Genomic DNA, 21,115 nt, shown 5'->3' with positions numbered 1-21,115 from the left:
GCCGGCATTCGCTAAGGAGGCTCGGCCGAAGCCGTGGACGGCTGCGGGCCAGCGCAGGGTAGGATCGGATGAGCGGAACGGACGCGAGAGCCGGCGACAGCGAGGCCACCGCCGATTTCGGCTACGAGCGGGTGCGCCTCTCCGAGAAGCAGGCCCGCGTCGACGACGTGTTCCGCTCGGTCGCGCGCCGCTACGACCTGATGAACGACTTGATGTCGGGCGGGCTGCACCGGGCCTGGAAGTCGCACCTGATCTCGATGCTGCGCCCGTCGCGCACGCGGCCCTACCAGCACCTCGACGTCGCCGGCGGCACCGGCGACATCGCCTTCCGCACCCTGGAGGCGGGCGGCCCGGAGACCCACGTCACGGTGCTCGACATCAACGAGGCGATGCTGCGGGTCGGCGCCGAGCGGGCGGGCACCACGTATGACGGCCGCATCGACTTCGTGACCGGCAATGCCGAGACGCTGCCCCTGCCGGCGAACCAGTTCGACAGCTACACCATCGCCTTCGGCATCCGGAACGTGCCGCGCATCGACGTGGCGCTGCGCGAGGCGCACCGGGTGCTCAAGCCCGGCGGGCGCTTCCTGTGCCTGGAATTCTCCCGGGTCGACCTGCCGGTTCTCGAGAAGATTTACGACGCCTACTCCTTCCACGTGATCCCGCGCATCGGCGAGCGGGTGGCGGGCGACCGCGACTCCTACCAGTACCTCGTCGAGTCGATCCGCAAGTTCCCCTCCCCCGAGGCGTTCGCCCGGATGATCGAGGCGGCGGGATTCGCGCATGTCAGCCACCGCCGGCTCTCGGGCGGCATCGTCGCGATCCATTCCGGCTGGAAGATTTCGTGAGTCTCGCTCGGCTTCGAACGCCGGCGGGCACCTCCATGGCCTCGGCTCTCGCTCCGCTCGGCGCCTCGGCAGGGCCGAGGCCCGCTGCGCGGGGGGCTGTTCGCGCCCGCCATCCGGCGCCATCGCTCTCCGGGCAGCCGCCTCATAGGTCTCGATGATGCTCGGCGCGGTCTTCCACCTCGCCCGCGGCGCCCATGTCGGCTTCGTGCTCGCCCGCGAGGGCGGGCTCGCGCTGATCGACCCGGCGCAATTGCCGCCGCACCTGCGGCTCGCGCTGAAACTCGGCCGATCCCTGGAGCGGCGCGGCGTCGCCGAGGCGCCGGGCGCGAGCCCGCTGGAGCGGGCGCTGACCCGGCTCGGCCCCTCCTACGTCAAGTTCGGCCAGTTCCTGGCGACGCGGCCCGACATCGTCGGCATGGCCGCCGCGCGCGACCTCGAGCGGCTTCAGGACCGGGTGCCGCCCTTCCCGCAGGACGTGGCGATGCGGGTCGTCGAGGCCGAGCTCGGCAAGCCGGTCCCCGTCCTGTTCACCGCCTTCAGCGAGCCGGTGGCGGCGGCCTCGATCGCCCAGGTCCACAAGGCGACCGTGCTCGACGCCGACGGCACGCAGCGGACCCTCGCCGTCAAGGTGATGCGGCCGGGCGTGCGCGAGCGCTTCGCCAAGGATCTCCAGGCGATGCGGTTCATGGCCCGCATCGTCAACGCGCTCCTGCCCGACGCCGAGCGCCTGCGCCCGCGCGAAGTGGTCGAGATCCTGGCCCGCTCCGTCACCATGGAGATGGATTTCCGGCTCGAGGCGGCGGCGATGTCGGAACTCGCCCAGAACACCAAGGGCGACGCCGATTTCCGCACGCCCCGGCCCGAATGGGCGCTGACGGCGCGGGATGTGCTGACCTCCGAATGGATCGACGGCGTGCGCCTCAACGACCGCGCCGGCATCGTCGCGGCGGGCCACGACCCGAAGGCGCTCGGCCGCACGGTGATCCAGTCCTTCCTGAGGCAGGCGATCCGCGACGGCTTCTTCCACGCCGACATGCATCCGGGCAACCTGTTCGTCGATCCGCAGGGACGGCTGGTCGCGGTCGATTTCGGGATCATGGGCCGGCTCGGCCACGCGGAGCGGCGGTTCCTCGCCGAGATTCTTCTCGGCTTCATCACCCGCGACTACCGCCGGGTGGCGCAGGTGCATTTCGAGGCCGGCTACGTGCCGCGCCACCACTCGGTGGACGATTTCGCGCAGGCGATCCGGGCGATCGGCGAGCCGATCCACCAGCGCCGGGCCGACGAGATCTCCATGGCCAAGGTGCTCACGCTGCTGTTCGACGTGACCGCCCTGTTCGACATGAGCACCCGCACCGAACTGGTGATGCTGCAGAAGACCATGGTGGTGGTGGAGGGCGTCGCCCGCTCGCTGGATCCGCAGCTCGACATGTGGACCGGCGCCGAGCCGGTGGTGCGCTCGTGGATCACCCGCCATCTCGGCCCGGTCGGCCGGATCGAAGGGGGGGCCCGGGCCGCGATGACGCTGGCCGAGGTCGTCTCCGACATCCCCGACATCGCCCAGCGCATCCGCCGCATCATGATCCGCCTCGACGAGGAGGGCACGCGCGACACCAAGGCGATCGAGCGGCTGGTCAAGCTGGAGCGCCGCCATGCGGTCGTGACCACCCTGGCCCTGTGGGGGATCGCCGTGGGGGCCCTGGTGCTGGCGTTCCGCTGACGGGCCTTCTCACCGGGCGGAATTCTCCTACACTCGCCCCATGACCGATCTGCTCGAAAAGGCGATCACCGCCGCCCGGAACCTCCCGCCCGAGGTGCAGGACGCGATCGCGCGCATGGTGCTGAGCTATGCCGGCGAGGACCAGGCCGTCTACCGCTTTACCCCGGAGGAGGAGGCGGAGTTGGACGAGTCGGAGGCTGCCGCGGCGCGTGGCGATTTCGCGACCGACGAAGAGGTGCGTGCCATCTGGGCCAAGTACGGCTTGTGAGACTGCGCCTTTCCCGCCCTGCTATCCGTCAACTCGACAGAGTGCTGGCCTATATCAGTCAGCATCATCCGCAGGGTGCGCAGCATGTGAATGAGCGCCTTCAAGCCGTGATGGATCTTCTGCTTGCTGCAGCATCCTTTCGCAGGCCATGTGACGACGCGGCGCAACATTCGGCGCATCGTCGCCCATCCTTATCCCTATGCGATCACCTACAGCCTCGGTAAGGACGAAATCATTGTCCTTGGCATCCGCCACACTGCGCGGCGCCCTCTGACCTGATCACCCGATCATCTCCGAAGCGATCGGAACGTGCCGCATTGCATCCCTCCGGTTCTGAACCCGCTGCCGGGGAGGTTGGGGCTAGGCCCCTCGATCAAGGGCAGCCGTTGATGGCCTCGCCGCTCTTCCCCGCCCCTTGACGCGCGGCCCGCAAGTCCCCGTTCTGCGCCCATGACTCCGTCGTCCCCAAAATCCCTCGCCGGCCGCCGCGTCCTGCTCATCGTCGGCGGCGGGATCGCCGCCTACAAGGCGCTCGACCTGATCCGGCGCCTGCGCGAGCGCGGGGCGCAGGTGCGGCCGCTGCTGACCGAATCCGCCCAGGAATTCGTCACGGCGCTGGCCGCCGCCGCGCTCGCCGGGGAGCGGACCCATACCGATCTGTTCGACCGGGAGAGCGAGGCCGATATCGGCCATATCAAGCTGGCGCGCGACGCCGACGCCATCGTGGTGGCGCCGGCCACCGCCAACCTGATGGCGCGGATGGCGACCGGCCACGCGCCGGATCTCGCCTCGACGGTGCTGCTCGCCACCACCCTGCCGATCCTGATCGCCCCGGCGATGAACGTGCGGATGTGGCTGCATCCGGCGACCCGGCGCAACCTCGCGACCCTGAAGGCCGACGGCGTCGCCGTGGTCGGCCCCAACGAGGGCGCCATGGCCGAGGCCGAGTTCGGGCCGGGGCGCCTGGCCGAGCCGCACGAGATCGCCGACGCCCTCGAAGCCCTGCTGGCGCAACGCGCGGAGGGCCAGGGCCTCGGCTTCCTGGCCGGCCGCGAAACACCGAAGAAACTGCTGACGGGGCGGCACGTGCTCGTCACCTCGGGGCCGACCCACGAGGCGATCGACCCCGTGCGCTACCTCGCCAACCGCTCGTCGGGCCGCCAGGGCCACGCGGTCGCCGCCGCCGCGGCCGAGGCCGGCGCCCGCGTCACCCTGGTCTCGGGGCCGGTGGCGATCCCCGATCCGGCGGGCGTGACCGTGGTGCGGGTCGAGAGCGCCCGCGATATGCTGGCCGCCGTCGAGGCGGCCCTGCCCGCCGATCTCGCGATCTTCGCTGCCGCCGTCGGCGACTGGCGCCCGGCCGAGATCCGGGCGGGCAAGATCAAGAAGGACGGCAGCACGCCCGCCCCCCTGCAGCTCGTGGAGAACCCGGATCTCCTCGCCACCATCGCCGGCCGGAGCGAGGGGCGCCCACCCCTCGTCGTGGGTTTCGCGGCCGAGACCGACGACGTGATCGCCAACGCCCAGAGGAAGATCGCGCGCAAGGGCTGCGACCTGATCGTGGCCAATGACGTCTCGGCGGAGGGCGGGGTGATGGGCGGCTTGGAGAACACCGTCCACCTCGTCGCCCGCGACGGCGGCGTCGAGACCTGGCCGAAGCTCGCTAAGGAGGAGGTCGGGCGGCGGCTGGTGGCGCGGTTCGCGGAACGGCTCGCGGCACCATCGCGCTGAGCTTCGTCCGCGCTTCGAAGCGTATTCGCCGCCCAGTAGACGCCTCGACGTCGTTCTCTTGGAAACAAAGCCCCGATCACCGGGGGCGAAAAAATGTTCCCCGGCGGGCGTCTTTTAAGTTTTCCGCTGCTCGGCTTGCCCTCTTCGGCCCGGCACCCAGATCTGTCCTCCACGTCATCATCAGCGACAGGAGCGACATCATGGCCAAGGCCGACCGGCACAGCATGGGCCCCGGCGCGCAGGGCAAGGGCGACGGCAGCGGCGCCATGACCGAATTGCCCGAGGGCATCCTCGGGGAGAACGAGGTCCTGAGCAACCGCGACAAGTCCCGGCATTCCGACGAGCGCGGCCTCGACAGCCGCCACGTCCAGACCGAGCAGTACCACGACCATGTCGGCGCCCGCCAAAGCGGGGGCCGCACCGGCGAGGAAGAGGCCAATTCCAGCGGCCCCGCCGGGCCGATGACGAACACCTCGGGCGACACCAGCAGCCTGCGCTCGAAGCAGCGCGGCTGATCCTTGGCGGGGAGGGCGGCGCTCGCCCGCCCTCCCCGGCCCGGGCTCAGCTCTGGCGCAGGAACAGGGCGATCGCGGCGGCGCGGCGAACGAGCCGGTTGCGCGCGTAGATCCAGGTCGGGCCGCCCTGCACCACGTTGCGGCTCAGGGCCCGCTTGAAGTCGAAGACGCCGCGATTGCCCAGCGGGTCGATGCCACCGAAATCGAAGCGGCTGGCGCCCGCCTCACAGGCGCGCTCGACGATCCGCCACACGGCGAAGCTCGCCGCGCCGGTCGCCCGGGCTCGCTCGTTCGAGGCGGTGAAGAAATCGGTCCAGCGCTCGCGTCCGGTCTGGACGATGCGCACCAGGATCGGCGCCCCGCCCTCGCGGATTTCGAGGAAGAGCAGGTGCGGGTCGGAGGCCGCGAGGTCGCGATAGGCGGCCGTGTCGAGGTCGCTCGAGAAGCCCTTGCGCTGCTGCAGGGCGGCGTACATCCGCACGAAGGTGTCGAAAGAGCGCAGGCGCTCGTCCGGATCCGTCAGGAAGACGGCGGTGAGGTCGGGCTGTCCCTCCGCCTTCTTGACCTCCCGCCGCCAGCGCCGGTCGGAGGCGGCCAGGATCGCGTCCCGGCCCGGCGTCAGATCGAGTTCGATCGTGTGATCCTTCGCCCCGACGACGGGCACGAAGCCGTGCGCCAGAAGGGCGGTGATCCCCTCGGGATCCTGGGGCCGGTAGCTCTTCACCGCGAGCAGGTCCGCCGGGCGCAGGGCGAGATGATCGAGGAGGGCGGCGAGCACCGCTTCCGACCGGGACTGCCCGCGGGCGGTGAGGACCGGGCCGCCCTGCACGAGGATCCGGCGCAAGGGGCCGTTCCGGCGCTCCTGATACTGGATGTAGGCGAGATCCTCACCGTTGTCGCAGACGGCGACCCGACGGACGGTCCCGCCGAGCCGGCCCTTGTAATCGCCCCAGCGCCGTGAGGCGTAGATGTTGGCGGCAGGCTGCTGCCAGAGCGCCTCGTCCCAATCCGCGGTCTCCGAACGGTCGATGACCGCGACCTGAGCTGTCATGAACCGTGCTCCCCTGTCCGTCTCCGCCGGCCCGTCCCGGGCGCCTGCCCCGGGCGGCTGCCCGATCCTCGATTCGCCGCGTCGTCCCGGCACGCATTCGGAGGAAGAACCGTCCCTTTGGGAAGGCTTGGCCGTATCACGAGTCCGGAGGCCCAACGCCATCGAAGGCGAATGTATCCGCTCCCCGGGCCGGGCCTGCGTAGTCTTGCCTGCGCAGTCTTGCCGTGCGCCCGCCGCAGCCGGAGCCGACGAGGCCCATCGAGGGCTGCGCGCCGGGAGGCTTGCGGAGGGAGCCTCCCGGCGGCTTGATGCGGATCGCAAGCGACACCGCGCCGGAAAGGATCGTCATGGCGGATGACAGCGAGGCCGCGGGGGCGCGGGCGGAGCGGCTGGCGCGGTTCCGGCCCGCCTCGGGGATGGTGACGCCGCGCTTCTCCGGGCTTTCGAGCTTCATGCGGCTGCCGGTGCTCGATCCCGGGGCCGCCGCGGGCGCGGTCGAGATCGGCCTGATCGGCATCCCCTTCGACGGCGCCACCACCAACCGGCCCGGGGCGCGGCTCGGGCCGCGGGCGGTGCGCGAGGCCTCCACCGGCACGCGGGCGCTCAACCACGCCACGGGGGTGGCGCCCTACGCCCTGGCGGCCTGCGCCGATCTCGGCGACGTGCCGGTCAACCCGGTGGACGCCGCCGAGACCGCCCGGCGGATCGAGGCGTTCTACCGGCCCCTCGCCGAGGCGGGAATCGTGCCGCTCACGGTCGGCGGCGACCATTTCGTCACCTACCCCGTGCTGCGGGCGCTCGGAGCGGCCCGGCCGCTCGGGCTGATCCATATCGACGCCCATAGCGACACCGACGACGCGCAGTACGACGGGTCGCGGCTGACCCACGGCACGCCGTTCCGGCGCGCGATCGAGGACGGCGTGCTCGACCCGCGGCGCTGCATCCAGATCGGCATCCGCGGCAGCATGGACGCGGCGGACGAGCGGGACTGGGCGCTGGCGCAGGGGATGCGGATCGTCACGATGGAGGAGGTCTGCGCCCGCGGTCTGCCGGAGGTGGCCGCGGAGGCCCGCGCCGTCGTGGGCGAGGGCCCGACCTATCTCAGCTTCGACATCGACGCGCTGGATCCCGCCTTCGCCCCCGGCACCGGCACCCCGGAGATCGGCGGCTTCACCACGCGGGAGGCCCTGCACCTGCTGCGGGCATTTCGCGACCTCGACCTCGTCGGAGCGGATGTCGTCGAGGTCGCCCCTTCCCTCGATCCCGCCGGCCTCACGGCGTTGGCCGGCGCCGGCATCGCCTTCGAGATCCTGTGCCTCCTGGCGGAGCGGGTCGCGGCCCGCGCCTGACCGCGCCGCGAAAGATCGGATTTCGAAAAGGCGGGCCTTTTCGCGGGTCCAGGGCAGAGCCCTGGAAGAATGCCGGGGCGCTGCCCTGGTGCCGCGCCAAAGGGATGATCCCCTTGGAATCCCGGGATCAGTCCAGAACCGACGGTCCGCCCGCGGCGCCGCCGGCGCGGGCGATGATCGGGCGGTAGACCCGGAGCAGGTCGGGATCGAGCTGGCCGGCCTGGGCCTCCATGATCGCGGCCGCGTCGGCAGCGGAGAGGGGCGGGCGGTAGACCCGGCGCTCGGTCAGGGCCGAATGCACGTCGCAGATCGCCACGAGCCGCACGAGATCGCCGATCTGCGCACCCTTCAGCCCCTCCGGATAGCCGGACCCGTCGAGGCGCTCGTGGTGGTAGCGCACCACGTCGAGGATCTCGGGCCCGAAGGCGTCCTCCTTGGCCAGCAGGTCGGCGCCGAGGGCGGCGTGGGTGCGCATCACCGCCATCTCGTCCGGTGTGAGAGGGCCCGGCTTGTTGAGGATGGCGTGGGGGATCAGCGCCTTGCCGACATCGTGCAGGAGCGCGGCCTGGGCCAGACGCTGCCGGTCGCTCCGGGAGAAGCCGAGTTCGGCGGCGAAGGCGGCGGCGAAACCCGCCACGCTCAAGGAATGCTGGTAGACTTGGATGTCGTGGCGCCAGACGAGGTCGAGCCAGGCGCGGATGCCGACCTCGGACACCGTGTCGAGCACGATCCGCGTGCCCTCCTCGGCCTCCTCCGGGCTCGGCGGCCGGCCGGCGGCGGCCTTGTCGAACAGGTGGGTGACCAGGACGGTGGCCCGCTCCACCCGCGCCGCGGGAGGTCCGCCGCCCGCTTCGTGCAGGCCGCCGCGCGCCGCCCTCCCCTCCGCGACGAGGCGCTGGAGCGTCGGGACGATGCCGGCGGGGCGGCGCGGATCGATCACCGTCGGCGCACCGAGCAGGGCCACGGCCGCCGCATCCTTGGCCGCGTTGCCGCGGGCGAGATAGAGGCAGGGCAGGCCGCTCTCGCGGATGTTCTTGGCCAGCCACGTGACCCAGGCACGGCTTCGTTCGCCGGTCAGGTCGGCGGCCGCGTCGGTGGTCAGGTCGGTGGCGAGATCGACGACGAAGGCGATGGGCCGGCCGGCCGGCAAGCCCGCGCCGGGCTCGATCACGCGGCAGGGCAGAACGAGGGCGATGCCGCGGGCCAGACGCTCCGCCCGCTCGCGGCGATCCGAGACCAGGACGACGACCTCCTCGGGGCGTCCGTGCCGCTGTCCCTGGCTCGCGTCTCGGCGTGCGTCTCGGTCTCGAGAGTCCCGCATCGGTCATCCATCGGCCGCAAGGCCCGTGGTGGACGCGAAGCGGTGTCCTGGCTCGAATACATCAAAAGTGTTTCGAAAAACTTCGCACCGCCTACCCGTACAACCCTGACGTATTCGCACAATGCAGAGCCTCGGCAGAGCCTCACGGCCGATCCGCCTCTAGCCTCCGGCCGGTTTCACCGCGCCTCGGTCCGGCCGTGGGTCCGGGTTTGATACTCTAGGTCATCGTGTCGTCAAGAAAACTCAAGACGCCGCGCCGCCCGCCCCCGCCCGGTCCAGACCCGCACCGATACAATTCGTCCGATTTGTTTGGAAAAGCAGATTTCGTGCCTCGCGCGGACGGGATCACTCGGCGGCGGTCGGCCGGCGGTCGAGCCCGCCGGCATTGGCGGGCGGGCCCGGCCGGTAGGCATCCTCCCCTCCCTCCCACCCGGCCTCCGGCTCGTCCGCTTCGCCGACGAAGCGGCCGAACAGCCGCACGAACAGCCGCGACAGGTCGTCGACCAGCAGGAAGATCGCCGGCACGAAGACGAGCGACAGGCCGGTCGAGACGATCAGCCCGCCGATCACCGCCACCGCCATCGGCGCGCGGAACTCGCCGCCGATGCCGAGCGCCAGCGCCGAGGGCACCATGCCGGCGGCCATGGCGATGGTGGTCATCACGATCGGCCGCGCCCGCTTGCGGCCGGCATCAACGATGGCCGTGACGCGATCGACACCGCGGGCCATTTCCTCGATGGCGAAATCGACCAGCATGATCGCGTTCTTGGTCACCACGCCCATCAGCATCAGGATGCCGATGACCACCGGCATCGAGATCGGCATGTGGAAGACGAGCAGGCCGAGGATCGCCCCGCCGATGGAGAGCGGCAGCGAGAACAGGATGGTGAGCGGCTGGAGGAAGTTGCCGAACAGCAGCACGAGGACGCCGAACACCATCATCAGCCCGGCGCCCATGGCGAGCGCGAAGCCCTCGAACACCTCGCCCATGATCTCGGCATCACCCGTCTGGCGGATGGTCACGCCCTCGGGAAGATTCGTGGCGGCGGGCAGCGCCATCACCTGCTCGATGATCGAGCCCAAGGCGTCCGAGCCCTGGAGGTCGCCCTCGACGGCGACGCGCACGGTGCGGTCGTAGCGCTCGATCGCCGTGGGACCGCGTCCCAGCGTCAGATCGGCGACGGTGGCGAGCGGCACCGCCGCGCCCGTCTTCACCGGCACCTTCAGACTGGCCAGCTCGGGCAGCTCCCCGCGCAGGCGTTCGGGCAGCATCACCCGGATCGGGATCTGGCGATCCTTCGCGTTGAACTTGGCGAGGTTGGCCGCGATGTCGCCGATGGTGCCGACGCGCACCGTCTCGGCGATGACGTCGGTCGAGACGCCGAGATCGGCGGCGACGCCGGCCTTGGGGGTGATGCGGAGCTCGGTGCGGTCCAGCGGCGCGGTCGACATCACGTTGACGAGGTGGGGCACGCCCGCGGCCTCGCGCTGGAGCCGGGCGGCGACGTCGGCCACCACCGTCTTGTCGGGCCCCGACACGATCAGCGCGAATTCCCGCTGCCCACCCTCCTGCAGCGACCAGAACCGGATGTCGGGCACCTGCCGCAGGACGCGCGAGATCTTGAGATCGACCTGCTTCTGGGTCAGCGCCCGCTCGCTCTTCGGCACGAGGTTGACGGTGAGGCTGGCCAGCCGCACCTCCTTCTTGCCGGGCAGCTGGCGCCCGCCATCGACGAAGACGCTTCTGACCTCGGGCATCGCGCGGAGCGTCTCGACGAGGCGGTCGGAGACGCGGCTCGTGTCGTCGAGCCGGGCGCCGGGGGGCAGTTCGACCACGAACATCGTGCGGGCGGCATCCTCGGCCGGGATGAAGCCCGCGGGCAGGAGCCGGGTCGAGGCGATCGAGCCGGCAAAGCAGGCCAGCCCCAGGATCAGCGTCAGGACTTTGTGGCGCACCGACCACGCCACGAGGCGGGTATAGGCGCGCATCACGGGGCCCTCGCGCGCGTGGTCCGGGCCGTGGTCGCGCAGGAAGTAGGCGGCGAGCAGCGGCGTGATCAGGCGGGCCACCAGAAGCGACACGAACACGGCCGCCGCGATGGTGAGCCCGAACTGCTTGAAGTACTGGCCGGCGATGCCGGGCATGAAGGAGACAGGGGCGAAGATCGCGATGATGGTCGCGGTGATGGCGATCACCGCGAGCCCGATCTCGTCGGCGGCCTCGAGCGCGGCGCGGTAGGCGGATTTGCCCATCCGCATGTGGCGGACGATGTTCTCGATCTCGACGATGGCGTCGTCGACGAGGATGCCGGTCACCAGGGTGATGGCCAGCAGGCTGACGGCGTTGAGCGAGAAGCCGAGCGCGCTCATCACCCAGAAGGTCGGCAGCACCGAGAGCGGCAGCGCCAGAGCCGCGATCAGGGTGGCGCGCCAGTCCCGCAGGAACAGGAACACCACGATCACGGCGAGAGCGGCGCCCTCGAGCAGGCCCATCATCGCCGAGTGGTAGTTGCCGATGGTGTTGACGACGCTGGTGTCGATCAGGTCGAAGCGCACCCCCGGATTCTCGGCGTGCAGCGTCTCGATGCGCCGGGCCACGGCGGTCGCGACCTCGGCATCGCTCGCCCCCATCGCCCGGGAGATGGCGAAACCCACCACCGGCTCGCCGTTGAAGCGGGCGAAGGTGCGCGGTTCCTCGGCCGCGTCCATGAGCGTGGCGAGCTCGTCGAGGCGGACCTTGCGCCCGCCGGGCACGACGATGGAGGTGGCCCCGAGCGTCTCCAGGCTCGCCGAGGCGCCCAGCGTGCGGATCGACTGTTCGCCGCCCGCGAGTTCGCCGCGCCCGCCCGCCATGTCGGCGGAGGTGAGGCGCAACTGCCGGTTCACGTCGGCCGCGGTGATGCCGAGCGCGAGCAGCCGGTCGGGCCTCAGGGTCACGCGGATCTCGCGGGCGACGCCGCCGAGCCGCTCGACGCCGCCCACCCCCTTCACCCCCTGGAGCTGGCGCGCCACCACGTCGTCGACGAACCACGACAGGTCCTCCGGCGTCATGGCCGGCGCCGAGGCGCCGTAGATCATGATCGGCAGGCCGGCGATCTCGACGCGGCTGATGATCGGCTCGTCGATGGTGCGCGGCAGGTTGATGCGGATCTTCGAGATCGCGTCCTTCACGTCGTTGACGGCGCGGTCCTGGTTCACCTCCAGGCGGAACTCGATCGTCGTGATCGAGGAGCCTTCCGAGATGGTCGAGAGGATGTGCTTGACCCCCTTCACCCCGGCCACCGAATCCTCGACCCATTTCGTGACCTGGGTCTGCAGTTCGGAGGGGGCGGCGCCCGACTGCGTGACCGTCACGGAGACGATCGGGATGTCGATGTTGGGAAAGCGGGTGATCGGCAGGGCGCGGAAGCTGACGAGGCCGAGCACCATCAGCACGAGGAACAGCACGAGCGAGGGGATCGGCTTGCGGATCGCCCAGGCCGAGACGTTGAGGCGCATGGGACAGCTCCTCAGCGAGGCCCGGCGGGAGGGGCGGCCGCAGCCTGGGCCGCGCCGGGGAGGACCGGCCGCACCCGGTCGCCGTCGCGCAGGAACGAGCCGGCGCGGGCGACCACAGCCTCCCCTGCGGCGAGGCCGGTGCGAACTTCGGTGAACCCTTCGGCCGAGAGGCCGGTCTCGACCCGGCGGGCGGAGACGCGACCGTCCGCGACGGCGAGCACGCCGGCCGAGCCGTCGGCGGCGTAGAGCACGGCGGCGAGCGGCACCGCCACGCCCTCGCGCCGGGCGACCTCGACCCGGCCGCGGGCGAAGGCGCCGATATGCAGCGCCGGGTCGGCCTCCAGGCGGATGCGGACCCGGCCGAGGCGGGTCGCCCGGTCGACCTCCGGATAGACCCGGCGCACGGCGCCCTGCGTCACGCGCCCGTCCTCCCATTCGAGGCGGGCCGGGGCATCGACCCTCAGCCGCGGCAGGGCGAATTCGGGCACCTCGCCCTCCAGCTCGATCTCGCCGCGGGCGATCAGGCGGAACAGCGGCTCGCCGACCGCGCTCGCGGTGGCGCCGACCCGCGCCGTGCGGCGGCTGACGATCCCGGCCTCCGGGGCGCGGATCTCGGCGCGGGCCCGGCGCAGACCGATCTCGCGCGCCTGCGCCCGCGCGGCGGCGAGATCCGCCTCGGCGAGCGCCAGCCCGGCCTTTGCAGCCTCGACCCGGCCGTCGGCGCCCTGCGCCGCCGAGACCCGCTGCTCCAGGGTAACCGCGGTGGCGTTGCCGGTCTTCACCAGCGCCTGCGCCCGCTCCAGGGCCTGACGCGCCTCGGTCTGGACCGCCTGCGCCTGGACGATCTGGCTCCGCGCCTGGACGATGGCGGCTTGCGCCTTCGCGGTGGCGGCGAGGTTGGCGGCCTCCTGCGTCTCGATCATCTCCAGGGAGAGCCGCGCCAGCACCGCGCCGCGCTCGACCCGGTCGCCCTCCTCGACGAGCAGGGCGACGATGCGCAGGCCCTCGATTTCGGGGGCGACGAGGATCTCGTCGCGGGGGACCAGCGTCCCGGTCACCACCGCCCGCTCGACGATCTCGCGCCGCTCGGCCGGGACCACGCTCACCGCCGGCAGGAGCGCGGCGGGATCGGGAACGCCGGCCGCCGGCGGTTCCTCGGTGGCGCGGACCGGCACGGGGGCGAGGCCGGCTGGGAGGACGGCGGCGAGCAGAGCCGGGAAGAGGGCGGCGAGGCCGCGGACGGCGGGACGAAAGGGCAGACGGGCCGGCATTGCGAATCGCCTCACGGGGCGCGCCGATGCGCCGCAACCTGCTTTCCGCGCCGCGCCGGCGATTTCGTGGCGGTGCCGTCCCATGGCTGCCCCATGGCTGCGCGGCCGGCGCGCAGGCCTCCTCCCCTCTTCGGCACATCGCCTCCGCGAAGGAGGCCCGGCCCATCGTTGCGGACCGTCCAAACCTGCCTCTCCGCCAAAGGCGCCTTCGAGAGAAAGACGTTTTCAAGAGAGGATCGGGACCAGCGCGCGCGCCTCTTCAGTTCTCGCCTGCAACCGGGACGGCTTCGGCGGGTTGTCTCCTCAAGAGATTTTCGACGACGGACGGTTCACCATGAGCATCTTCCAGATCCGGCAGAAGACGAGCGGCGCGATCCTCTGGACGGGCAGCGCCGACGACGAGCACACCGCCCTCGACGCCATGGCCCGCGAGGCCGGCTATCCCGATTACTCCGCCCTGCCCGATACCTTGCGGGCGGCGGGTTTCGAGACGGCCAAGCTCGACCTGATCTCCTGATTGGGTGACCGCCTGATCGAAGCGGAGAGCGCCTCGGCAGGCCCAGACGGCCCTCGATCGGGGTCGGGATCCGCCTCCCGAAGCAATCGACAGGATCGGCTCCGAGAGCGGTCCGATCCCCCTCTCATCGATCGATGCATCGAAGGGGTGCCCGCCAAACGGGCGCCCCTTCATCTTGGAGTCTTGGGCAGCGGTGCCTGGCCGCCTCAGGCGCAGCAGCCCTTCCCGGAGGAGAGCGGGGACGGCGCCGTGTCCGGCTGGCGGTGCCCGGAACCGCGCTCCGGAGCCGGCGGCACCGAGCGACGGACCTGCAGCCGGTTGCGACCCTGGTGCTTCGCCTCGTAGAGCGCCGCGTCCGCCAGGGCCGTCAGGGCCTCGAGCGCTGTGTCGAGCTTGGCCGAGCCGCCGGTGAACAGGGCGGCGCCGATGCTGACCGTGGCGCCGGCCGGCAGATGCCGGCGACTGTCGCGGGCCATGCGGGCGCCGATCGCCGCGCCGAGGTCGCGAACCGCCGCCTCGTCCAGCCCCGGCCCCAGGATCACGAACTCGTCGCCGCCGAGCCGTGCCGGGATCGCCTCCCGCGCCAGGCCGGCTTCGGGCGCTTCCGCCAAGGTTTCCGCCAGCACCTCCGCGAGCACCACGAGGAGGCGATCGCCGGTGGCATGGCCGAAGCTGTCGTTGACCGTCTTGAACCGGTCGATGTCGAGCAGCAGCAGCGCCCCCGGCCGGGGCCGCGCGGCCATCGCGCCGAGGGCCGCATTCGCCCGGCTCGTGAAGGCGCGGCGATTGTAGAGGCCGGTGAGGGCGTCGCGCTCGGCGAGCGCCGCCATCGCCTCCTCGCGGCGCCGACGCACCGCGGCGGCCATCGCCAGGGCGAGCAGCACCTCGACGACGATGCCCTCCACCAGCGAGACCTGGATCAGCACGCCCTTGAAGCCGACGATGCTGACGAAGGCGCCGGGCAGCGGCACCAGCAGTGTCTTGGCGGCGTAGAAGGCGCCGTGAACGGCGAAGATGAAGCCGAAGCCGTCCGAGGCCGCGGTCCTCTCCGCGAATGGCGCGCCCGCCCGGGACAGCAGGCCGTGGGCGGCCCTCAGCGAGACCCCGGCGACGAGGGCGGAGTTCACGATCGCGTAGACGGGGGTGGGGTCGAGGCCCGCGGGCAGGAGCAGGAGCCCGGCCCAGGGCAGCAGCAGGGCCCACCAGAGCGGTGCGACCCGCCGCCCGGTGAAGCGCGCGACGCCGAACAGGAACAGGAGATGGGCCACGACGAGCAGGCCGTTGGCGAACCAGACCCCGACGAGGAAGGAGGTGGCGCGCAGCAGCGACAGCGAACTGCCGAGAACGATCACGGCGAAGCCGGCGCTCCAGAACAGCAGCACCCGGTTGCGCAGGGTCAGCCACTCGAACGCCAGGAAGCCCGCGGCGGCGGCGGCCGCCACGAGGCTCATGAACAGCATGGTGACCACGTCCATCGCGATCAGACATCCGGGCAACGGTGACGTTGCTTCACCCGATAGCGCCCGCGGTTGAACAAAGCGTTCCGCGACGGGAACTCTACGCTCCCGCTACCGGGGCAAGCGGAAGGGGGCCGGCCGAAGGTCAGTTCGCGTGGCCGATCCGCATGCGGTAGGCGCCGTCGGCGCTGCGCTCGAACACCTCGCTGATGCCCGCATGGCGCAGGGCCTCGCCGGAGGTGTCGGGCACGAGGTTCTGCTCCGAGACGTAGGCGACGTACTCGCTGTCCGCGTTCTCGGCGAGCAGGTGGTAGAAGGGCTGGTCCTTGCGCGGCCGGACGTCTTCCGGAATCGCGAGCCACCATTCCTCGGTGTTGGCGAATTCCGGATCGACGTCGAACACGACGCCGCGGAACGGGTAGATCCGGTGCCGGACCACCGCCCCGAGGCCGAATTTGGCGGTTCTCATGCTGGTCTGGGTCATGACCGATAGATAGGCCTCGCGCCCCTTCCGTTCCAACGCGAGGCCAGCATCCGCGACGATCAGGGCAGATTGTAGACCTTGGCCAGATCCGGATCCTTCTCGGCCACCAGCCGGGCGAGATCGACGATGACCTTGGCCTGCTTCCAGGTGGCGTCGTCCTGCATCTTGCCGTCGATCATCACCGCCCCGGTGCCGTCGGGCATCGCCTCGACGATGCGGGAGGCGAAGTTCACCTCGGCGGGATCGGGGGCGAACACGGTCTTGGCCAAGGCCACCTGGCTCGGATGCAGGGTCCAGGCGCCGGCGCAGCCCATCAGGAAGGCGTTGCGGAACTGTACCTCGCAGGCCGCCGCGTCCGAGAAGTCGCCGAACGGGCCGTAGAACGCCTTGATGCCGTTGGCCATGCAGGCATCGACCATCCGGGCGATGGTGTAGTGCCACAGGTCCTGCTGGGCGGAGGCGCGCTCGGCGTCGCCCTTCGGGTCGGACAGGACGCGGTAATCCGGGTGGCCGCCGCCGACGCGGGTGGTCTTCATGCCGCGCGACGCCGCGAGATCGGCGGGCCCGAGGCTCATGCCGTGCATGCGCGGCGAGGCGCAGGCGATGGCATCGACGTTGGCCACGCCCTCCGCCGTCTCAAGGATGGCGTGGACGAGGATCGGCTTCTTGACCCCGTGGCGCGCCTCGAGCTGGGCCAGCAGCTGGTCGATGTAGTGGATGTCCCAGGGCCCCTCGACCTTGGGCACCATCACCACGTCGAGCTTGTCCCCCACCTCGGCGACGAGGGTGAACAGGTCGTCGAGGATCCAGGGCGAGTTCAGGGCATTGATGCGGGTCCACAGGCCGGTGCCGGAGGCCGCGAAATCGGTGGCCTTGGCCATCTCGACGAAGCCCTTGCGCGCCGCCTCCTTCTGGTCGGCGGGCACCGCGTCCTCCAGGTTGCCGAGCACCACGTCGACCGTCTTGGCGAGTTCCGGCACGCGGGCGCGGACCTTCTCGTTGTGCGGCGGCACGAAATGGATCATCCGCTCGAGCTTGATCGGCAGTTCGCGGAAGGGCTCGGGCGCACCGGCGGCGAGCGGCTGGAAGAAGCGGCGCGGCAGTTTCATCGGCTCTCGGTCTCCGGCTACGTGAAGGCCCCTTGGCGAAGGGCTCATGGCGAAAGGCTCATGGCGTCCGCCCTCCGCTTGTCTCCCCGGCGTTAGAGCACGGCGCCCCCTGGCGTAAAGCCGACCTTGGTCGTCCCCTCTTCACCTGTCCGCGCGCGTCTTCCCCTGGGCCGGATCGTGCGCCCGCGCACGGATCATGCGGCGCCTGCGCCGGTGGAGTATCCGAAAGCGAAGATTGCGTCGCGATCCGAATTGGGAGACGATTTCCGAAGGTTCAGGCGTTTTCATCAAGACGTTTGCTGTTCTCGCCTCCGTGGCCCGTCTGCCGAGACAGACTCGAGTCCTTCGGCAGCGTGACCGCGGGATGCGCAAAACGGCAAAGCTTGCCCGGCGAAGCATTCGGCGCCGGGCCGGGAGGACGGAACGGACCGCCGCGACCCGTGTTTTCCGGCCGAGGCGGGCTGTCGAACACCGTCGGGAGACGTGCGTCGATGCCAAAACTGTTCAACCAACTGATCCTTCGAGAATGTTCTTCGCCCGGCCCGCGGGCCGGGCACCGGGTCGCCCGGCCTTTGGCCCTCGCCCTGGTCGCGCTCACCCTGTCGCAGGGGGCGATGGCCGGGCCGGCGGCGAAGAAGTCCCCCGACGAGCGGCCGGACTACACCGCCGCCCAGGCCGCGACCGCGCGGCCCGAGGGCTTGCCGGCCTCGGTGCGGATCGCGGGCGACGACGTCCGCGCGTTCCAGGCCCTGATCGATGGGGCGCCCCGCGCCGCCGATCCCTGGCTGGTGCTCTCCGGGGGCGGCGAGAACGGCGCCTTCGCCGCCGGTCTGCTGTCCGGCTGGTCGGAGCGCGGCGACCGCCCCGAATTCGGCGTCGTCACCGGCGTCTCGACCGGCGCGCTGATCGCGCCTTTCGCCTTCGCGGCGCCGACGATCGGGGCGAAGGCCGACGCGGCGCTCAAGGAGAACTACACCGAGATCTCGGCGGCCGACGTGTTCGAGTTCGGCGGCACGCGGGATTCGCTGACCGACACCTGGCCGCTCAAGGAGCGGATCGGGCGCGCGGTGACGCCGGCGCTGCTCAAGGCGGTGGCAGCCGAGCACGCCAAGGGCCGCCGCCTGCTGATCGTCACGACGCAGGTCGACAGCGAGCGGCCGGTCGTGTGGGACATGGGTGCGATCGCGAAGCGCGGCGCCGAGTCCGGCGACCCGCGGGCGCTGGCCCTGTTCCGCGCGATCGTGCTCGCCTCGACCGCGGTGCCCGGCGTGTTCCCGCCGGTGGCGATCCCCGCCGAACCGGCGGACGGGGCGGGCACGAAGGCCAAGCCCTTCGCGGAGCTGCACGACGATGGCGGGGCGATGGCCCCGTTCTACCTCGCGCCGGCCGCCGCCCTGGAGGGTGAGGCGCGGCTGCGCCTGCCGACGGACCGGGTCTACCTCGTCGTCAACAACCGGCTCGAACCGGAATTCCAGATGGCCTCGCGCACCACGCTCTCGGTGCTCGGCCGCACCATGTCGGCGGCGATCAAGGCGCAGACCCGCGCGGCGCTCGCGCTCTCCAAGGGCTATGCCGAGCGCACCGGCCTGGATCTGCGGATCGCGCTCATCGATGGGCGCTTCGCCAAGACCTCGGAGAAGCCGTTCGACCAGCCCTACATGCGGGCGCTGTTCGCCCACGGCGAAGCTCTTGCCCGCGACGGCAGCGCCTTCGTCCAGGCCCATCCGCCCGCGACCGCCCTGGGCCGGGAGCGGCGCGACGTGACGGAATCGACCGGCTCCGTCACGGCCTCGCGCTGACGGCGCGGCCGTCCCGCCGAAACACGGGGGAGGCGGGGTTCAGAGGCGGCTCGGCGCGGGCCGCCTCCTCGTGTTTCGAGCCAGCGGCGGACGGGAACACAGCTTATCCCTCCTCCGCATCGGCCGGGGCGTAGACGGCCTCGCCGAGGCGCTTCAGCGGGCCGCCGGGACCGGAGCGCTTCCAGAGCCGGGTGTTGAGCGCCGCCACCGGATCCTGCCCCGGCAGGGAGAAGCCCTGCTCGGTGATCCGCGCCAGGATCTCGCTGGCATGCAGCGGGCGGCCCGCCTCCTCCAGGGAGGCGAGCGCCGCCTCGATCACCGCCCGGCCGTAGCGGCGGGCGAGCACCGTCTCCGACAAGGCCGCCTCGCCCTCGACCGGATCGGCGAAGGCGGGCGCGGGCGGCCGTTCGGATCGAACCGGCGGCTGGGCCGGAGGGGCCGCGACCGGAGCCGACACGGGAGGCGGGGCGGGCGCGTCCCCCCGGGGAGCCGGGTCCGTTGCGGCCGGAGCCGGAGCGGGCGGGCCACCGAGACGGCGCCCGAGATCGAGATAGAGGAGGAGGTCGGCGATCTGCCGTTCGAGCGCGTCGCGTTGCCGGCGCAGCTCCTCCAGCCGCGCCAGGGCCTCGGCTTCCGACAGGACCATGATGGCGTTTCCGGTCGCTCGTTCCGAAAAGGGGGATAGGAAGGAACAGACAATGACACGGAATAGAACGGAAGACCAGGGAATTATTCCGTCCGGCTCATTTCCGACGCTCCGATGGACGGAACACCGTAGAACCCCGGCGCCACCACGCCCGTCCATTCCCTTCTGCTCGGAACGCATAAGGAATAGAACGAAGACGGATATGGAATATTCCAGCCTGCTTCGTTACGGAATGGGAGCGACGGAACAGATCGTCAGGCGTCGCGAAAAAAATTCCGTCAGGCCCGGGCCGCGACTGTCGCCGCGCGCGCGGGGCGGGCGGCCTTGGGCGGCACCAGCAGGCTGCCGGGATCGGCCGGGTGGAGCAGCATGCCGCCCTCGTCGAGGTCGATCCGCAGCCGCGGGAACACCTCCAGCAGGCCGGCGAGGTCCGCCTTGAAGGCCTGGCGGAAGCTTCGCAGGCTGGCGTTCTCCGCCCCGAACTGGCGGTGCAGGTTGTCCCAGGTGAGCCGCAGGGGGCGCTGCAGGGCGCGCAGCCGGTAGCCGGTCCAGAACAGGAGGTCGAGCTTGCGCGCCGAGCCGGAGAAGGCCCGCGCCGCGCGGATATCGACCGGCAGGGCGTGGCGGATCAGGCTGTCGTAGAAATCCTGATGGAACGAGACGGTGCGCTGCCAGACGAGGCCGTCCTCGCCGCGCCGCCACAATTCGAGCTGGCGGAAGGGGGGCACGTTGAGGGTCGAGGCCTGCCCCTCCCCGTCCCACAGGCCGATCTGCATCGAGCAGGCGGCGAGCCGGTTGAGCTGTTCCTTGAAGGCGCCGATGGTGCCGCGCTCGCCGCCGGTGACGGCGAAGCCCATGGCCTTCATGAAGCCGGAGAGGCTGTCGGCGACCTCGATGGTCGGGCTGCGCTGGCGCACCGCCTCGGTGCAGAGATGCAGCAGCACCAGCCGGGCCTTGGGGCCGTAGGGCAGGCCCTGCAGCTCCATCTCACCGGTGACCGGGTTCTTGAGGCGCCCCGCCGAGAGGCTGAGCGAGTTGCGGCCGTATTCGCGCACGAAGTCGCGGGCGTCGCCCGGATCGCGGTAGGGCAGGCCGCACAGGGCCAGCACGGAATGCAGGTGCTGGAGGTTCTCCGGGCCGGTGGGCTCGTTCTCGATCACCTCGCGCACGGCGTCGCGGCGACGGCGGTCGCGGCCCATGGCCTCGCGGGCCTCGGCCTGCGCACCTTCCTGCGCCCGGGCGGCATCGCGCTCGCGCTGACGGAACAGCAGGTGCTCGACGATCGGCGCGAACAGGAACCCGCCCCGCGCCGCCTCCAGCTCCGCCAGCAGATCCGGGTCGCGGATCGCGGCGATCTTGGCCTCCAGCCCCGACATGGCGCGCTCTCAGAACCTCCCGCTGCGTGTCACGTCGATCCGCCTCTCGAAGTCTTCGGTCCCGATCCCGGGGCGAACCAAGCGAAAGCCGCCGGTCGCCTCAGGTCCGCAACCGATCTGTCACGATTCGGCTCCGCGGAGTCCCGTGGCCGATC

The 21,115-nt window shown here is 71.3% G+C and carries 19 protein-coding genes; 9 read left to right on the top strand and 10 right to left on the bottom strand.

The features are described from left to right. Positions 1-68 precede the first annotated feature (68 nt). The 6 genes from ubiE to MPPM_RS21025 all read left to right on the top strand — a co-directional run bounded on the left by ubiE (position 69) and on the right by MPPM_RS21025 (position 5,082). Positions 69-848, top strand: coding sequence for a bifunctional demethylmenaquinone methyltransferase/2-methoxy-6-polyprenyl-1,4-benzoquinol methylase UbiE (gene ubiE, locus MPPM_RS21050; protein WP_096486723.1), 780 nt, complete (start codon positions 69-71; stop codon positions 846-848). 157 nt (positions 849-1,005) lie between these two features. Further along, positions 1,006-2,568 carry a 2-polyprenylphenol 6-hydroxylase gene (ubiB, locus tag MPPM_RS21045; RefSeq protein WP_096487954.1) on the top strand — a complete coding sequence of 521 codons (1,563 nt, stop codon included), beginning with the start codon at positions 1,006-1,008 and terminating at the stop codon, positions 2,566-2,568. Between the two features lie 40 nt (positions 2,569-2,608). Next, complete coding sequence (locus tag MPPM_RS21040; protein ID WP_096486722.1) at positions 2,609-2,836, top strand: hypothetical protein; 228 nt, start codon at positions 2,609-2,611, stop codon at positions 2,834-2,836. 123 nt (positions 2,837-2,959) lie between these two features. After that, positions 2,960-3,115, top strand: a complete 156-nt coding sequence (locus tag MPPM_RS29050) for a hypothetical protein (protein WP_244573375.1) — start codon at positions 2,960-2,962, stop codon at positions 3,113-3,115. Between the two features lie 171 nt (positions 3,116-3,286). Beyond that, on the top strand, positions 3,287-4,567 hold the full coding sequence (coaBC, locus tag MPPM_RS21030) for a bifunctional phosphopantothenoylcysteine decarboxylase/phosphopantothenate--cysteine ligase CoaBC (protein WP_096486721.1): 1,281 nt from the start codon (positions 3,287-3,289) through the stop codon (positions 4,565-4,567). A 200-nt stretch (positions 4,568-4,767) separates the two neighbouring features. Next, positions 4,768-5,082: a hypothetical protein gene (locus MPPM_RS21025; protein ID WP_096486720.1), complete on the top strand. Its 315-nt coding sequence runs from the start codon at positions 4,768-4,770 to the stop codon at positions 5,080-5,082. A 46-nt stretch (positions 5,083-5,128) separates the two neighbouring features. On the opposite strand, the gene MPPM_RS21020 is transcribed toward MPPM_RS21025, so the two are convergent. Beyond that, positions 5,129-6,133 (bottom strand): lipid II:glycine glycyltransferase FemX, encoded by a 1,005-nt coding sequence (locus MPPM_RS21020; protein WP_096486719.1) that lies wholly within the window; start codon positions 6,131-6,133, stop codon positions 5,129-5,131. Between the two features lie 347 nt (positions 6,134-6,480). On the opposite strand from MPPM_RS21020, the gene speB reads away from it, so the two are divergent. Beyond that, positions 6,481-7,482 (top strand): agmatinase, encoded by a 1,002-nt coding sequence (gene speB / locus MPPM_RS21015; RefSeq protein ID WP_096487953.1) that lies wholly within the window; start codon positions 6,481-6,483, stop codon positions 7,480-7,482. 127 nt (positions 7,483-7,609) lie between these two features. Here speB and MPPM_RS21010 read toward each other — a convergent pair whose 3' ends face one another. The 3 genes from MPPM_RS21010 to MPPM_RS21000 all read right to left on the bottom strand — a co-directional run bounded on the left by MPPM_RS21010 (position 7,610) and on the right by MPPM_RS21000 (position 13,572). Beyond that, the gene (locus tag MPPM_RS21010) at positions 7,610-8,803 is read right to left on the bottom strand and encodes an HD-GYP domain-containing protein (protein ID WP_096486718.1); all 1,194 of its coding nucleotides are present in this window, start codon (positions 8,801-8,803) and stop codon (positions 7,610-7,612) included. Positions 8,804-9,148: 345 nt separating this feature from the next. Then, positions 9,149-12,301, bottom strand: a complete 3,153-nt coding sequence (locus MPPM_RS21005) for an efflux RND transporter permease subunit (RefSeq protein WP_096486717.1) — start codon at positions 12,299-12,301, stop codon at positions 9,149-9,151. A gap of 11 nt (positions 12,302-12,312) precedes the next feature. Beyond that, entirely contained in the window at positions 12,313-13,572 is a 1,260-nt protein-coding gene (locus MPPM_RS21000) for an efflux RND transporter periplasmic adaptor subunit (protein WP_096486716.1), read from the bottom strand. A 334-nt stretch (positions 13,573-13,906) separates the two neighbouring features. Between MPPM_RS21000 and MPPM_RS20995 the strand changes: the two genes are divergently transcribed. Continuing rightward, positions 13,907-14,089: a hypothetical protein gene (locus tag MPPM_RS20995; RefSeq protein ID WP_012456101.1), complete on the top strand. Its 183-nt coding sequence runs from the start codon at positions 13,907-13,909 to the stop codon at positions 14,087-14,089. Between the two features lie 206 nt (positions 14,090-14,295). On the opposite strand, the gene MPPM_RS20990 is transcribed toward MPPM_RS20995, so the two are convergent. From MPPM_RS20990 to MPPM_RS28425, 4 genes are all read right to left on the bottom strand, one after another. Next, complete coding sequence (locus tag MPPM_RS20990; RefSeq protein ID WP_096486715.1) at positions 14,296-15,564, bottom strand: GGDEF domain-containing protein; 1,269 nt, start codon at positions 15,562-15,564, stop codon at positions 14,296-14,298. Positions 15,565-15,691: 127 nt separating this feature from the next. Continuing rightward, positions 15,692-16,030, bottom strand: a complete 339-nt coding sequence (gene hspQ, locus MPPM_RS20985) for a heat shock protein HspQ (protein WP_026105486.1) — start codon at positions 16,028-16,030, stop codon at positions 15,692-15,694. Between the two features lie 59 nt (positions 16,031-16,089). Beyond that, entirely contained in the window at positions 16,090-17,139 is a 1,050-nt protein-coding gene (locus MPPM_RS20980; protein WP_096486714.1) for an HpcH/HpaI aldolase/citrate lyase family protein, read from the bottom strand. A 274-nt stretch (positions 17,140-17,413) separates the two neighbouring features. Next, complete coding sequence (locus MPPM_RS28425) at positions 17,414-17,647, bottom strand: hypothetical protein (protein ID WP_162296238.1); 234 nt, start codon at positions 17,645-17,647, stop codon at positions 17,414-17,416. Here MPPM_RS28425 and MPPM_RS20975 point away from each other — a divergent pair. Beyond that, on the top strand, positions 17,631-18,938 hold the full coding sequence (locus tag MPPM_RS20975) for a patatin-like phospholipase family protein (protein WP_096486713.1): 1,308 nt from the start codon (positions 17,631-17,633) through the stop codon (positions 18,936-18,938). The genes MPPM_RS28425 and MPPM_RS20975 overlap by 17 nt on opposite strands. Positions 18,939-19,041: 103 nt before the next feature. Here MPPM_RS20975 and MPPM_RS20970 read toward each other — a convergent pair whose 3' ends face one another. Beyond that, positions 19,042-19,584, bottom strand: a complete 543-nt coding sequence (locus MPPM_RS20970; protein ID WP_096486712.1) for a winged helix-turn-helix domain-containing protein — start codon at positions 19,582-19,584, stop codon at positions 19,042-19,044. 278 nt (positions 19,585-19,862) lie between these two features. Next, entirely contained in the window at positions 19,863-20,960 is a 1,098-nt protein-coding gene (locus MPPM_RS20965; protein ID WP_096486711.1) for a replication protein RepA, read from the bottom strand. Between the last annotated feature and the right edge of the window lie 155 nt (positions 20,961-21,115).

This window comes from Methylorubrum populi, from assembly GCF_002355515.1.
GTDB lineage: Bacteria > Pseudomonadota > Alphaproteobacteria > Rhizobiales > Beijerinckiaceae > Methylobacterium > Methylobacterium populi_A.
Note: the sequence above shows the minus strand (reverse complement) of the source record. Positions and strands in the feature narration are given on the sequence as shown.